Origin of the sequence: Leptospira brenneri, assembly GCF_002812125.1 — a bacterium.
GTDB classification, from domain to species: domain Bacteria; phylum Spirochaetota; class Leptospiria; order Leptospirales; family Leptospiraceae; genus Leptospira_A; species Leptospira_A brenneri.
The window spans coordinates 609858-625792 of sequence record NZ_NPDQ01000001.1; the positions used below are offsets into that span (position 1 = coordinate 609858).

Annotated in this window: 12 protein-coding genes and 1 pseudogene; 4 read left to right on the top strand and 9 right to left on the bottom strand. The window is 38.2% G+C overall.

All coding sequences use genetic code 11. From position 1 onward, the window contains the following. Window positions 1-41: 41 nt before the first annotated feature. Together CH361_RS02985 and CH361_RS02990 are read right to left on the bottom strand one after the other, a co-directional pair. On the bottom strand, window positions 42-1613 hold the full coding sequence (locus CH361_RS02985) for a hypothetical protein (protein WP_100789312.1): 1572 nt from the start codon (window positions 1611-1613) through the stop codon (window positions 42-44). 299 nt (window positions 1614-1912) lie between these two features. Next, on the bottom strand, window positions 1913-3550 hold the full coding sequence (locus CH361_RS02990) for a hypothetical protein (protein ID WP_100789313.1): 1638 nt from the start codon (window positions 3548-3550) through the stop codon (window positions 1913-1915). 386 nt (window positions 3551-3936) lie between these two features. Between CH361_RS02990 and CH361_RS19865 the strand changes: the two are divergent. The 3 genes and pseudogenes from CH361_RS19865 to CH361_RS19875 form a co-directional block, all read left to right on the top strand. After that, window positions 3937-4722 (top strand): annotated as a pseudogene (locus CH361_RS19865) (chitobiase/beta-hexosaminidase C-terminal domain-containing protein); the annotation flags it as partial. A gap of 158 nt (window positions 4723-4880) precedes the next feature. Further along, a complete protein-coding gene (locus CH361_RS19870) occupies window positions 4881-5342 on the top strand; it encodes a hypothetical protein (protein ID WP_100789315.1) in 462 nt (153 codons plus the stop codon). Then, complete coding sequence (locus tag CH361_RS19875) at window positions 5333-6109, top strand: hypothetical protein (RefSeq protein WP_100789316.1); 777 nt, start codon at window positions 5333-5335, stop codon at window positions 6107-6109. Before CH361_RS19870 ends, CH361_RS19875 begins: the two co-directional genes overlap by 10 nt. Window positions 6110-6257: 148 nt before the next feature. Here the strand turns inward: CH361_RS19875 and CH361_RS03010 are convergent, their stop codons facing one another. Both CH361_RS03010 and CH361_RS03015 read right to left on the bottom strand, forming a co-directional pair. Continuing rightward, window positions 6258-7781, bottom strand: coding sequence for a hypothetical protein (locus CH361_RS03010; RefSeq protein WP_100789317.1), 1524 nt, complete (start codon window positions 7779-7781; stop codon window positions 6258-6260). Between the two features lie 54 nt (window positions 7782-7835). Continuing rightward, a complete protein-coding gene (locus CH361_RS03015; RefSeq protein ID WP_100789318.1) occupies window positions 7836-9266 on the bottom strand; it encodes a glycogen/starch synthase in 1431 nt (476 codons plus the stop codon). Window positions 9267-9336: 70 nt separating this feature from the next. On the opposite strand from CH361_RS03015, the gene pckA reads away from it, so the two are divergent. Further along, complete coding sequence (gene pckA, locus CH361_RS03020) at window positions 9337-10929, top strand: phosphoenolpyruvate carboxykinase (ATP) (RefSeq protein ID WP_100789319.1); 1593 nt, start codon at window positions 9337-9339, stop codon at window positions 10927-10929. Window positions 10930-11266: 337 nt separating this feature from the next. Here pckA and CH361_RS03025 read toward each other — a convergent pair whose 3' ends face one another. The 5 genes from CH361_RS03025 to CH361_RS03045 form a co-directional block, all read right to left on the bottom strand. After that, a complete protein-coding gene (locus CH361_RS03025) occupies window positions 11267-12178 on the bottom strand; it encodes a hypothetical protein (protein ID WP_100789320.1) in 912 nt (303 codons plus the stop codon). A 213-nt stretch (window positions 12179-12391) separates the two neighbouring features. Beyond that, the gene (locus tag CH361_RS03030) at window positions 12392-12808 is read right to left on the bottom strand and encodes a DUF1761 domain-containing protein (RefSeq protein WP_100789321.1); all 417 of its coding nucleotides are present in this window, start codon (window positions 12806-12808) and stop codon (window positions 12392-12394) included. Between the two features lie 88 nt (window positions 12809-12896). Further along, window positions 12897-13691 (bottom strand): helix-turn-helix domain-containing protein, encoded by a 795-nt coding sequence (locus CH361_RS03035; RefSeq protein ID WP_244279501.1) that lies wholly within the window; start codon window positions 13689-13691, stop codon window positions 12897-12899. A gap of 136 nt (window positions 13692-13827) precedes the next feature. Beyond that, on the bottom strand, window positions 13828-14856 hold the full coding sequence (locus CH361_RS03040) for a hypothetical protein (RefSeq protein ID WP_208861368.1): 1029 nt from the start codon (window positions 14854-14856) through the stop codon (window positions 13828-13830). Between the two features lie 107 nt (window positions 14857-14963). Next, a complete protein-coding gene (locus CH361_RS03045) occupies window positions 14964-15875 on the bottom strand; it encodes a hypothetical protein (protein ID WP_100789324.1) in 912 nt (303 codons plus the stop codon). Window positions 15876-15935 lie beyond the last annotated feature (60 nt).

Sequence of the window (15935 nt, forward strand, 5' to 3'; positions counted from 1 at the left end):
TCGCGAAAGCCCTCTGGTTTTCGCAACAAACAATGTGAAAACTAAGGTTCTTCTTTTGCAGGACGAGTGGAGAGTTGGAGATACCGGGTACTGCTAGGGAGTGTCACAACTGTATCCAGCCGCACTAACCTACCTTGGCAGACTTCACAGGCTCTGGCTTCTATCCCTGCAGAGAACCCTGTTTCCGTTGCATTTGTCTCATAATACGCCTTCGTAAACTTACCTGTTTGGTCCAAACGGACTGTGAGGCTTTGGTTGGCACCAGTCCCTGGGCCTGATTCTATGTTGTTTAGGCTCGTATAACGGACATCTGATTCCATACCTAAGAGTTTCGCTCGGAATTGGTTGTCCCCAAGATAAGAAACCGATGGGTAAACATCGGAAACACCGTCATCGAGTGTACTCACAAATGTATACCAAAGTGGATTTCCGGACCAATCGGTCTTAAAGAAAATAAAATTGCGAAAATCATTACTCACTGCCGGCAAAACAGGATTTCCGTAATTCTCGTAATAGTGGCCACCACCAAAAAAACCATCTTCACCAGCAATGAGAGAAGACATCAAGGCATTACTTATGGCTGAGTTATTTGATCCCAAATAACTCACGTTAGAGATCCCGAAATTATCGACAGATAAGTTGATGGTGATGGGTCGAAAGAGGCTATAATTAGGGTATGGGTGGCCCGAAAGTCCGACGAGATTGCCCGTTGCGGTGCCAGCAAGTACAATATTTCGGTGTGGGCCAAGAACTGCGGATCGGATGGCAATGGTGGTACCATACTCTCCTGTCAGGTATTTTTGCCGAATTGGGTACCCGTTTCCGCTAATGAGAGCCCAACCCGTTTCGATGACACTTCCTCCAGCAGAAGCTTGTTCCGCAGGGGGAAATTCAGAAAACCCGATGGATTCATAATAGGTGCTAGTGGTTGCAAAGAAGTAGTGAATGTTATCGTTTTGATCAACAACGATGGGAGAAAAAGAGTTGTCTAAAGATTCGTTCCCTTTATCCAAATAGGTTTGCCAAATTCGATTTCCCTTTTGGTCGAATCGTACGAAGAACATAGAGTCCTCGTTGAATTTTTCCGAGATTGGTATAGGAGTGTTTTGCGTTGAATATACGTAAGTTTTTACCACAAAATCACCGTTAGCAAATTCAGCTAAATGTGGAATGTGGGAAACGTTTGAGTTGAAACCCGAACCCAGTACACCCAAATAATCCAACCATTCAATTTGAAAGGTCTTTCCGTTAACAAGGAATACAAAAAATTGAGGCCCAATGGTGAAAGAATAATTTTTTCCCACACCGGATCCGCCACTCCAAACAAGAGCTTCGTTTGTGGCTCCTAAAACAACCAAATTACCGTTTTTTAATTTGAGAAGATCGTATGCGTAGACTTGGCCAGATCCCGAACCTAATTTGACTTCTCCTCTTAAGTTGGGTGTGCAAAGACTATTTAGATACGATTCCCAAAGAAAAGTTTCCATAAAACTTTTTGACATTGGGTCTTTGGGATTATTGAGATCCAGTTTACAGTATTGAAACTGTATGATAAGGATTGATAAAATAAGAAGCGTGTGAAACTTCCCTCTTACAAGTGATTGTTTTTCCATAACCAAACTAAATTCCTTTTTTAAAAGAAATTTTTATCTTTATAAAGTCATTGAAAAAGAAGGGTGATTTTTCTCAAGTTTTTGATGGAAATCCCTATAGGATATATCTATTTCTAGAACATAGGAATTCGTTTTTTGATTCACGTATTTGATTTCTGTTATTAAATTAGTATATTAATATATTATATATATCTTTTGTTTTAAATGTGCATTAATATACTAAAATTTCGTAGTTTTATGTTTATTTTTTAAACTTTTTGGGTTGAATCCCGAAGTTTTGTAGGTAAATCTTGGATGGTTTATGGTTCTTCGGCGGCAGGGCGTGTTGAAATTTCCAACGAGCGTGCTGTGGCAATCGTGGAAAAGGAAGTAAATAAACTAAAAGCCGTTACCATTCTTCCTGAACAAATTTCTGTTTGGTTCGAAATAAATCTTCCGTTGTTTCCTGTCACATCAGAACTCCCTTCATACAATTGAATTTGATGGAAGGCACCTGTTGTAGGATTCATTTTTAATCTAGCTTGGCCGAGTGCGTTTACAACTGATCCGGAAAGGATATCGGATGAGATTCCTGTATACGGAGTTCCATTATCCACTGTGAGCAGGTTCCCTACCACTTCCCCACGCGAACTATTATAACTAAGATTTCCGGGAAGAACATCTGGAACATTATAGCTGGTAGTCCCTAAGTATTGACTCCAAAGTAAACTGGTAGAGCTTCGATCTGGTTTTAAAATTTGATAGTTTCTTCTACCAGAAGTACCTTGGTATGGATGGATCGTATTCGGTGTGGAATCTGGTTGGTTTATTTTACCTGCAAGAAAAATCTCACCATTCACAAAAAGTGATTTTTGAAAATTAAACGATGTGGAGGCAGTAGTCGGACCGTAGTAACTAACTGCATCTAAGCTAAGAGAAGAATTTATAATCCCGTAGAAACCTCTTTCTTCATTTAACCTGGGATGACCAGAAAATGAAATAAACTCATTGGATGTATTCCCTGCGATTAAGAGTTTATCAGAATATGATTTAAAAAATAAAGCTTCAGTATTGGTTCCTATATTCGGTAAAAATCTTTGGCTAATTCCTGATCCATTACCACTGATTAAGGCGATTCCGATTTCTTTCTGGCTGACAATAGTAGAATTAGAACTAGTGGAAGGTGAAGGCAAACCTGGAAAACTAAGGCCAGTTGAGTCACTTGTTGGTGTGGTTGCTTCGGATATTCCTTGGTATAGAATTGCCATTTGATCCAACGGAGTGATCGTCATAGCATAACCTTTGGTAGTCATCCTTGTATTGTCTTTGTTTACATATCCTTGCCAAACGATTTCGCCAGAGTACTGGTTGTACCTAGAAAGAAAAAATGCAACCGTACCTGATTTTGCATTCAGTGTACCAGTTCTTCCGGTTCCATTGACTAAAGCAAAGAAACCCAAATCACCATTGGAAAACTCATCAACAGAAATGACTTCTGGTGTTGGCCAATCTTCTACCCCGTAACTCATTTCTCCTATATAGTCTAACCAAAGAATGCGAGAAAAACTTTTATCAATGACAAAAACAACACCATTCAAAACTGCATTTTGGTGGTTGGTGTGGATTCCATTGGAAGTTCCACTCCAAACTAGTGGCTCCTGGGTCAAGGCTGTGACAACAGTGTTCCCGCTCCTTAATGCTTTGATCGAAAGTGGTACTATTAAAGTATTCCCACTTCCCAATGGAAAACTTCCACGAACGTTTGGACTGCATAGGGAATTCAAATATGCATTCCAAAGGGCTGTCTCAAAATAACTTCTGGATCTTGGATCACTCGGATTGTTTAAATCTAGTTTGCAGTGACCAAAGAAGAAACCGAATACCAAAAGACTTAGAAATAGAAAGATGCACTTACGTGTTTTTGAATGCAGGGCCATGAGTTTTCTAGTTCCATCCATCGTTAAAGTAAATCGGAAATTAATTATTGAATTTAGAGTCTAAAAGAGAACAGAAACGAAAGGATTCACAAGTCATTTGTGAGTTTTTGAAAGAAAAATCATTTAGGGATTGTGATGAATCCTAGTTGTGAGTGGGGACTAGATGTTGATTCTTGCAGATTTTTGGATATCCACAACTTGGGAATATTCGTTCCCAGCATATAACAAGGAGATCATTCCCTATCACGGCTGTTATCTCGTATTTTTATTTTCGAAATTGTATTTTCTAATCATTTTTAGCGTTAAATTATTTTTTACAAACTAATGAAAATTAGCTGTTCATTTGATTCGTTTAAGAATTTATTATTATTTTTGAATATTCTTGTAATTGTTTGGCGAAGCTCAATATGCAGATTCAGTATAAAAACTGCCTTTTTTCTATTCTAATTCTATTTTTTAGCCATTGTGTTTTGTTATTTCCAGAAGGTAAATCTCAAACAGACTTTAGCTCCTTTGCCTTTTTATTTGGTTTAGTTGGTGGTTCCCCTTCTTCTTCCCAGAACCTAAGCCCGGGCACCGCAGTGGATTTGTCAGGTGATGGAAGTCCTGATGGAACTCTCGTTGATTCTGATGGAGATGGCATTTCTGATGGAATTATCCTTACCGGTAGAACCGCGCCAAACCTTCTCCTAATTGATACCAATGGAGACGGGATCCCGGATGCGGTAGATTCTAATGGTGACGGTTTGCCGGATTATTATATTAGTCCGAACCCTCCTGGTTTTCTTACCACGGCTCCTGGGGGAACCGGAAATCCTGTTGTCATCATTGTGGATAGTAATGGAAACCCGCTAGGGTTTGATACCGATGGGGATGGAACACCGAATGACACAGCTATTGTTACCATTTTAAGTGATACCACTCCACCCACCATCACTAGTTCTTTGTCAGCTGGTACTTTTTCCACAACACAAACTACCACCCTCACTTGTTCTGATAACAAAGCACCTGGTTTCATTGTTTACACTTTGGATGGGACAACTCCTGCCTTCTTTCCAAAGACTGGAACCGTCATCACCAAATCTTCACAAGCAGTATCTCTTTCAATGGAAGGAACTTATACACTGCAAGCCATCTGTCGGGACTTAGCTGGGAATGTTTCCATACCGATTAGCATCGTCTATACGATTGATCCTCCTGATGCTCCGGCTTTCGTTACAGCCCAGGCTGGAGGCACGAGTGCCTTCGTCCAGTGGTGGCCAGTCGCCGGTGCTACATCGTACACAGTGTACTACAGCACAAGCCCCGGTGTAACTACGGCATCGACAAGTTTTGGACCAGTAACAAATCCATGGTCACTGGGTTAACTGGTGGGGTATTGTATTACTTTCGAGTCGTAGCAAATAAAAGTGGGGTTTCCAGCGTTGTTTCTTTATTGGATGTTATGGCATATACAACGACAACACCACTAGGAACCAGTACGACGGGAACTCATGTGGATATCTCTGTGGGAAAAGGGACTAATTCTGGTAGGTTACCAAATCCAATCATTGACTATATCAATGGTAAGTTATTGGTCGTCACTTTAAATGAAGCGAATGACTCTAAGCTCAGTCTATTCAGGTGTAACCTAGATGGAACTAGTTGTTCTCATACAGATATTTCGGCAGGGCAAGGGTTTAATGCGGCTCTTTTCGCCAGTCCCGTCATCGATCATATCAACGGAAAATTGTTGGTTCCCGCTCAAAATTATGCGAATGACTCCAAACTCGGTCTATTCAAGTGCAATCTAGATGGGACTAGTTGCACGTAGATATCTCGGCAGGGCAAGGGACTAATTCAGGTTTTTACCCCAGTGCCGTCATTGACCATGTCAGTCGAAAATTATTGGTTGTTACACGTCATTCTGCAAATAAAGAAAAACCAAGTCTGTATAGATGTAATCTAGATGGAACTAATTGCACCTTTACGGATATCTCCGCCGGGCAATTGGCGAATACTCCTGCGTTGAGTTTATTCAGCGTAGTGATCGATCATGTGAATGGAAAGCTGTTGGCTGTCACCTCGAATGGAGCCAATAACGAAAAGCCGAGTCTATTCAGATGTAATCTAGACGGAACTAGTTGTTCCCATACAGATATTTCTGCAGGACAAGGAACTAATTCTGGTCTAGGTCCCAATGCTCTCATCGATCGCATCAATGGAAAGTTGTTGGTTGTCACCTCCAATGGAGCGAATAGTTCCAAACCGGGTCTATTCAGGTGCAATCTAGATGGAACTGGTTGTTCCCATACAGATATTTCTGTAGGACAAGGGAATCTTTCCGGCTCTAATCCTAGTGCCCTAATCGATCATATCAATGGAAAGTTGTTAGTTATCTCACGTAATGCAGCGAATCAGTCTAAGCTCAGTTTATTCAGGTGCAATCTAGATGGAACTAGTTGTTCTCATACAGATATTTCTGCAGGACAAGGGGAAGTTAGCGACCTCAGGATGATTTTAGATCCCATCAATGGGAAATTTATAGTAACCAGTCGTAATAGTTCCAATAACGGAAAACCTTCTCTCTTTATCTGGTAACCAATCCCTACGCCAAGGATCTGAAGGGCTATGGTCTCACCCGATAAGGGTGAGACGGGAGCGAACGCGCACCCCGGAGGAGCCTGGTCGGTGATAGGTTTTTGTAACGGCCACCTAACCCATTCGAGGCGCCTTAAACTTTTTGTATTTAAGGCAAACTTACATTCTCGATAGAAATCTGTGTGGGAATGGGATTTGGTGCGGTAGTAAATTTTGTATAATTCAAACGAGCGAGTTTTCCTGAACATACTTCTCGCATCACTTCCGTTCTTTCTTGTGCCGGAGAAGTTAAGTTAGACGAATAATGAAATCTATTGAAAGTTCCCGATTGTGGATTGATAAAAATATCTGCTAGTTGATAGGAACCTGATCCATTGCCAGTGGTAGAATCAGGTGCAGAGGAATACTGGCCAGTAGAAGAAGAGGCTTGTGTTCGCATGAGTAATTGTGAAGAAGATAGCCAGAGGGGTTCTGATTCCGTCATTTCCAAAATGCTTTCCGTAGCACTTCCCAAAAAAGAATTCCAAAGGAGAGCACCACTCACATTGAATTTAGAGAAGATATAGTGTTTGATGGTTCCATTGCTTGCGACCAACGGTTCTGCTGGACTTCCATACGTATACCTACCAGAGGTGATGGTATAGATGGAATCATCTTTCACAAGGAAACGATTGGGATCTCCATACCCACCTTCGTCGGTAGTTCCCAAATAAGAATACCATAAAATAGTTCCATCAGCTTCATTCAGTTTCATCACAAACGGCATTTGAGAATCAGCATAAGGATGTATGGTTCCACTTACACTTTGATTTGTTCCACCAGTGATGAAAAGTCCGCTTGCATTGGCTTCTGCCCCAAAAATAAAATCATCTCCACCACTGCTAAAGTAACGTTGGAATAACATGGGGCCATTTTCACCAACGGCTAAGTGAATGAAGTCTGAGTCAGACTCACCACCTGAAGTTGAATTAATAATAGTTGGTCCATCTCCAAAAGAAGCATGACCACTACCACCTGTATTTTCAATAAACACGTGTAAGTTGTTTGATGTATCCATCGCTGAAACAACAAAATTGCCGATACTATTTGAATCGAAATAGGTAAACCAAACGCGTGTTCCGTTTTCACGAATCCTCCCTACAAAAAGGGAAGGAATTCCCATACCTGATTTGGCATTGAGGGGACCGCCGGCTTGTTCGTAACCTGTTACAATCAAAGCAACAGAGATGTCTCCATTCGGATACTTTCTTAATTTCGGTTTGTATGTTACTTCGTCTACTGCTTCGCCCAGGTAATCAACCCAAAGGATTTCTCCGTTTGTATGGGAGACTCTCATTAAAAATGTATTCAGAGTGATTCCCACATCTCCTTCAAAGCCATGGGCAACCCCGGCGGAAGAACCAGGAACCAAATATTCCTGCGTAACCCCTGAGATTAAATAGTCCCCATTGGATAGGATCAGTAAATCGGAACCGGTTGTTTTTTTTGTTCCTGTTCCATAAGTTTTTTTCCAGGTTTGAAAATTAAGGCAAGGATCAGATAATAAATAAGCTCTGATGAGATTGGTTAGGAAAAAATCACTAGAAGCGGGATCACTGGGGTTGTTTAGATTGAGTTTACAAGAAGATATGAGTAGAACAGCAAATAGGAAGGGGAAAAAATAAATTCTCATATCTATAAGTAACAGCTCAAAGGTTTGTACTTCTTAATTGTATAGGGAAATAAATTATATTTTTAGTTCAATTGCTTTTGTATAAACTAAATCATATTCTAATTTTCTTTTTTTCCAACTCCAATCCAGATCCATAATGTTTTTCACTACAATGTCTCTTTCTTGTGAACCAAATATATCCTTGGCCCGTTCCAGAGCATATCCCAGCGAACCTGCGTCATTTGGTTCAAATACAATCCCTGTTTTGTATGTTGGAATGTTTGATTCTTCCACTGTATCCCTTAACCCACCCACACGAGATACAATCGGAATGGTTCCGTAGTTATGGCTGTACATTTGGTTGAGGCCACAAGGTTCAAAGAGCGATGGCATTAGAAAAAAATCACTCGCGGCTTCGATTTTATGAGCCAAACTTTCGTTATATCCTTTATAAAAATAAAATATATCCGGAAGGGAATCGGAAAGATAGTAGAATGTTTTTTCCATTTCCGGTTCCCCTGAACCAAGAACCACATAACGATGTGGTAGGTGTCGTCTTTCGGAGAATGCCTGTAAAAAAGTAGGAAATCCTTTTTGGTGAGTGAGTCTTCCGATAAGACCAACCAAAGGGACATCAAGAGGTAAAGAGGGTCGTCCTATTTCTTTGAATAGTTCTGTTTTGTTTTTTAATTTTCCTTCTTTCCAATCTTTGGCGGAGTAGGTTTTGTAAATTCGTTTGTCTTTATTGGGATTCCATTCCTCTGAATCGATTCCATTTAAAATCCCTCGGTAATCGCCAGATCTTTGTTGTAAACAATAACTGAGACCAAATCCATTGGGTTCACTGAGTGTTTCTTCTCTATAACCAGGACTTACTGTAGTGATTTTGTCAGCCGAGAGAATCCCCGCCTTCATATAATTACATTTTCCATCATGGTCAAAGGGACTTGTGATGAGTCGAAATGGTTCCTCTTTTAAAAATCCAGTCATCCAAAACGGATGATCTCCTTGGTAGGCTAAGTTATGTATTGTGAAAACACTGGGGATTGGATTTGCAGAATCTTTTTGCAAAGTAAGGGCAATGGCTGTATGCCAATCGTGGGCATGAAAAACATCCACCTTCAGAATTTGGCTTAAGGCATAACAAGCGTATGAGAACATCGCAAACCGAAAGTGTTCTTCTGCGTGTCCATAGACGGAATTTAAAGATTGGAAAAGATCCGATTGGAAAAAATACAATTTCACACCGGACTCTTCTGCTTCTAAAAATTTAGAATTCTTTAAAATCGAAACTACCAGAGAATCTGTTTTGGCATCATTTGGGAGGAGGGCTGGATACTCTCGGCCTGTCCACTGGGGTGACTTCCCCAAACCACCAATATATGGTAATGCGACATAAACTTCTTCCGTCTTGGCTTGTTCTTTCGTGAGAGAAGCGAGCATGTCGGCAAGCCCTCCCATCTTGATGTAGGGAAAATATTCTGCTGATGCGTGGAGAATCTTCATTTTCTGTTATTGACACCGACTCGCAAAATAAGAAGCTAGAAAAACACAAAGTGAAATCGAGGAGAGATCCATGTCAGTATCTACTAATCTGCGCGGCCTTGCTGAATTAGGCCTTAAACCATCCGAAGTCTTCCATAACTTATCTTACGAAGAAATTTACCAGCACGAATTGAACAACAAAGAAGGCGTAACTTCCGATAACGGAACGATGATGGTAGATACCGGGATTTTTACGGGTCGCTCCCCTAAAGACAAATACTTTGTCGATGAACCTTCTTCCCAAAACAACATTTGGTGGGGACCGGTCAACACAAAGGTTTCAGAAGCCATCTTCACAGAACTTTATGCAGAAGTTACCAAATTTCTCGATAACAAAAAACTTTATGTTTTTGATGGTCACGCTGGAACCAACGATGACACACGTATCTCTCTCCGTGTGGTAACCGAAAGAGCTTGGCAACACCATTTCTGCACAAACATGTTCCTTCGCCCTACGAAAGAAGAACTCGCAAAATTAGATCCAGAATTTACAATCATCAACGCTTCTGGTTACAAAAACACAAAATACAAAGAACACGGCCTTAACTCCGATGTATTTGTGATCTTCCACTTAGCAAAAAAAATCTGTATCATCGGTGGAACTGAATACGGTGGAGAGATGAAAAAAGGTATCTTCTCCGTTATGAACTACTACTTGCCACTTAAGAACGTGCTCACTATGCACTGTTCTGCAAACGTTGGTAAGGATGGAGATAGTGCACTTTTCTTTGGTCTTTCTGGAACAGGAAAAACAACTCTTTCCACAGACCCACACCGCAAACTCATCGGTGATGATGAACATGGTTGGGATGACAACGGTATCTTCAACATTGAAGGTGGATGTTATGCAAAAACCATCAATTTAGATCCAAAAACAGAACCAGAAATCTATGCAGCGATTCGTCGTGATGCACTTCTTGAAAACGTAGTATTTGATGCGGCAACTAAGAAGGTAGATTACTCTTCTGCAGCAAAAACAGAAAACACTCGAGTTTCTTACCCAATCTTCCACATCGACAACATCCAACCAGGATCAAAAGCAGGTCACCCAAACACTGTGATCTTCCTTACTTATGATGCTTATGGTGTTCTTCCTGCGGTTTCTAAACTTTCTATCGAACAAGCAATGTATCACTTCCTTTCTGGTTACACAGCGAAGGTTGCAGGAACTGAGCGCGGTGTGAAAGAACCACAAGCAACTTTCTCAGCTTGTTTTGGTCAGGCGTTTATGACTCTTCACCCAACATACTATGCAAAATTACTCGGTGAAAAAATGAAAAAACACCAAGTAAATGCATACCTGATCAACACAGGTCTTGTTGGTGGAAAGTATGGAGTGGGAAAACGTATGAACCTTCCTGCAACTCGCCAAATCATCAATGAAATCCTCAACGGAAACATTGAAAAATCTGAGTTTGAAAAACACCCTGTATTCCAAGTGTCTTTCCCAAAAACAATCGAAGGTGTGGATTCACATATCCTCAACCCACGTAACGCTTGGGAAAACAAAGAAGACTATGACAAAACTGCCGCTGACCTTGCGAAACAATTTGTTGAGAACTACAAAAAATACCTTACTGGTTCTAAAGAATTTGACTACAGCCAATACGGTCCAGTAGCTTAAGTTTTAAAAGACAGATTGATCTTTATGAACTTTACCAACTTGCGGTTGTGAGTTGGTAAATCGAAGGGATCAAAGGTAAAAAGCCACTTAAGGAGGAAATTCCTAGAGTGGCTTTTTTTTTGAATTTGATGCACTGATACAAATCAGAAGTTATTTTTTTTTGGAGAAATTTGGACGCCTCGCATTTGTTAGTTGCAAAATGTTTTTTCCAAAACCGATCGGGCTCCTCCGGGGTGCGCTAAACGCTCCCGCCTTCCATTGTCTTTAGATAAACAAAGAGTAAATCTAAAGGCATGGAAGGCCAAGCCCTTCAGATCCCTGGCGCGAAAATATATCGTTAATGTGTATTCGAAACTCCGAAATAAATAGAATTGTATGTATCAATCAATCTTTCAGTTGAAGATCCATGAGAGACAAGAAGTAAGTTCCTTGTTCCATAATAAGAGAAATTGGTTTGGTCAAAATTTTTCGATCGGATGATCGATTGGTTTCTGCTGAAACCTATATAGATTTTGAGATTATCATAAAACTGATAAGACAATGAAACTTCAGCCTGATAACCTAAGATTTCTGTAACATTGTTTGGATTGGTTCTGGATGTAAAAAAGTAAGGACCAAAACGGTCATCCATGTAATAACTATATCCCGTCCTTTGGTTCACATAACTTCTGCGTCCGTAGGAAACGTATGGATCGAATCCTAAATTCAGAGAGAAACGATCAAAAAATTGAATATTACTTCGAAGAGGTACTGAAATTCCATAGGAATTGATTTTGTCTGAGTAAATGTATGTGGCCACATCGTAGTTTTCAACATTGTACAATCGATCAATCTTTAATAAACCAAGTCCCAAGTAGAAAATTTGATTATCGAAAGGTAGATAAAAAAAGTTGAGACGATATTCTTGTCTTTGTACATTTCCGTAAGTATATGCGTAAGGGATAAGTCTGGAAAAAAGACTTTGTACTTGATAATAAGGATCGCTGATTTTTATATTAGTCATATCAAAATCAAATCCAAATTTGTTATTTGTGTTTCTATATTTAAAGAACGGTAAGTACACCAAGTCTTTATTGTTTTTCAAATCTGATTTTTGGGAAGCATCCACTGTATTTGTTTCATAAGGAAAGTAAGTGATATTTTGCACTTTCAGTCCATATTCAAAAGTCGCTGGCTTGGGTTTGGATTCTTCTGCATAAAGAATTGAAGTAGAAATTAAGAATATACTGATTATTTTTTGGAATTTCATAGATTTAATTTAAAAGATTGTTCGTTAGTCTATCGTCGTTTCGAATTTGTTAGTTGCAAGCTGTTTTTGAAACTGATCGGGCTTTAACGAGGTGTGCTTCCGTTTCACTTTTGTTTAGTTCAGACCTCATCAAGATAAACCTAATGGATGGCAAATTTGGCGTAGGGAAGGTAGGAACCTCCCCTGCAACTCGCCAAATCATTAATCAAGTCTTTAAAACTTTTGGACTAGTAGCAAAGAAACGAGATTGATTCCCACCAAATGGTAGGTGCTAGAAATTACTCCATACAAGATTGGTTTTGGAATGTTTGGATTGATGGCAATATTCATCGTATTTGCAGATAAATAACCGATTCCAATAAAACTTCCCCAAGCCAGTGCATCAATCGTTTGATCGATTTCTAATCTAGAAAATAAGATGGCTGTGGTAATTGTGATCACAATGATACAAACCATGGGTCCAAGAATGAAAATCGCATTTGGGGGTTGTTCTGTTTCGTTCTCTTTCCCTAGAGAAATTCGATACAGTCTTTTGAGTAAAATGGTAAACCAAATAAACCCTAGAAAAGAATAGACCAAGATTGCCAGTACAATGGCAATCCAATTCAAACTAAATAAACTTTCTAACATATACAATCTTCCTTTGGGAAATTAGTAATCTAATTTATAGCGAATTTTTCAAAGGAGGGATTGTAAAAAATCAGGATAAAAGAATTTTTTAAACCAAAAATTGTGTGGGTGTTTTGCCGGTGAAGGATTTGAATTCTTTGATAAAATGTGATTGGTCGAAATATCCGAAATCGTAAGCGAGTCTGGTAAATGAAGTATATTTAGGAATTTCTCGAACCACCGAACTCATACGAATGATGGATGAAATTCTTTTGGGAGTGACTCCGGTAATTTCTCGAAATTTTTTTTCAAAAGTATCTACACTTAAATTCACAATAGAGGCTATCTCTTGGATTTTGATTTTGCCCTGCGAAGCTTTCATTTGTGAAATCGATTCGACGATTCTTGGATTGATATTTTGATTTTTAACCGCTCTCAATAAAAAGTTTTCAAGTTGTTCGATCTTTAAACGATTGTCCCTTGCTTCCTGTAACCTTGACTGCAACTCATCTAGATCCATTTTATTAAATAGTTCGTATCCGGAAGTTCCGATCTGATTTAGTTCATACATCGGCCTGTTGAAAAAAGAAAAAGCACCCCAAGGTTGGAACTTCACAATTATAATCTCACTTCCCTTCGAAAGTGCGTTGTGTTTTACTGTTTTACGGAGGCCTGAGAGGGAAATGGTTGGTAAACTATCAAAATCTGAATTCATCCGATAGTGATGATTCCCTTTGAGTTTGATGGTCAAAACAAACGAATGGTGAGGAATGATTGACTTACTGAAATTTTCATCGCATTGAATGAGAAGATAACTCTCAACGTAACGAGTAAGTTGTGTTTGAGGTTTGTATTCAATGACAGTTGGCTCCATAGAAATTGAATTTAATGAAACATGCTTCAATACCTTGTAAAGTGTTTTTCTACTTTTAGTTTATAAATAAAATTAAATAGACTGTTTTGAGATTATTCATTTTTAGAGTATCGAACTATTTTGTAATCACTGGATAACGTGTATTAGGTTCTATTCTCTGTCAAATCTAATACTTTAAAGTCAATCCGACTGTGATAGCATTATAAAATGTATATTGATTTTTGATATTGTCATAAAATAGGAAGGTGTTTATTATCTGAGAATTTTTAGTATTTTCATCTAGTTTAGAGGAAAGGAGCATTTTTGCTTCAAAATTTGAAATTGTCAATCGCTGCATTAATAACATGAGTCCAAAATTGATTGCAGTATTTTCGGAAATAGGAATATCGAAGTTAGTAAAATTTCTAAATCCATCGGTCTGTAATGTGCCTTTTGCAAACCCGTTGTTATTTGCGTTTAACCTGAAAACCGGATTATCGAAATCAGAATATGCATTACTATAATAGCTATAATCATTTGAAATGTACCTATGCGAATATTTGTAATTATTTTCTGTATGAATGAAAGTGAGGTTATTTGAAACTGTTAACCATTCCATAATTTTCCATTTAAGTCTAAAACCAATTTCAGGACCCCATCCAGAAAACTCTTGTGAGTTTTCAAATAAACCTAATGAATGTATGGAATTTCTTTGGAAGAAATATTCTTCATTTTGATAAGTAAGTCCACCAATAATACCAAAAGCAAAACTTTCTGTCGTGTTGAACATTTTATAAACTAGTATTGTAGACGAAGACTTTCTTTTGGAATCTCTAATACTATCCAACTCAAGATTGGATGGATTCATCGCAAATCCACTCGGGTTTGAGGCAATTGAGATTGAATAAAAGTCAATACCCAGGTTCTTTGGAAGATAGAAGTAGGAAGCAAAAACAGATATATTTCTATTGGAATTATCTTGTTCATCGTATTCGTTTGGTACATATATATCATATGGATTTGTTTTCTTTATATGTTGATACGCTAATCCATTAATTCCTTGTAAAGCATTAGGTGATAAATGTAATGAAATAGAATGAATATAACTCGAATCGAATTCCTTTTTGATTCTGATTTTCCTAATTTTATCTTTCCTCTCCTTTTCGTATTCGATATTTTTTTCTAATTTTTGTTCTTCATTAGATAATTCTTCCACTGACTTGTTGTTTAATTCGGATTCAATGTTTCCTTCTGAGTGAATCGAAAAGCTGAAAAAAATGATACTGATAAATATTAGATATTTCATTTTAAAATTGTAGTAGGTTAGTGTGTATTGGAAATTCCCAAATAAATGGAATTATGTGTATCAATTGACCGATTGTATTTATTTTCATTAGTTACATACAGGTGGTCCTGGGCACCTACATAGGTATAATTTGTTCGGTCAAAGTTGATGGATCGAATTGTGGATTGGTTCCTTATAAAGCCAACATATAATCTTAAGTTATCATAGAACTTATAAGAAAGTGAAATCTCTGCCTGAAATCCAAAAATTTCAGTGATATTATTCGGATTGGTTTTTGCTAGATAAAAGTAGGGACCAGGTTTATCTTCATAATACATCACACTACTCACTCTTTGGTTTACATAATTTCTCCTTCCGTAAGTCACGTAAGGATCAAAACCCAAATTTAATTCCAATCCATCTATCAATTCGATTTTACTTCGAAGAGGTATTGAAATTCCATAAGAATTAATTTTGTCATGGCTGATAGAAGAAGCAAAATCATAATTTTCAACATTGTACAATCGATCTATTTTTAAAAGACCAAGTCCAAAATAAAATAACTGATTCTCGAGAGGTAGGTAGAAAAAATTGAACCTGTATTCTTGCCTTTGCACATTTCCCAAACTATAAGCAGTAGGTAATAAACTATTGTTGAAATGAAATGCTTTGTAGTAGGGATCACTGATTTTAATATCAATCATATCAAAATCAAAACCAAACTGTTTATTTGTATTTCTATATTTAAAAAAAGGTAAATAAACGAGTTCCTTGTTGTTTTTTAATTCGGATTGGTTGAATCCACCTGTTCTAATCCCCTCATAAGGAAAAAAAGTGATGTTTTGCACTTTCAGTCCATATTCATAAGTCGCTGGTTTGGATTTGGATTCTTCTGCATAAAGAATTGAAGTAGAAATTAAGAATATACTGATTATTGTTTTTAATTTCATTGATTTCCTTTCGATTTATATTTATTGAATGATTGTTTGGTTAAACTTTTTTCGCCTATC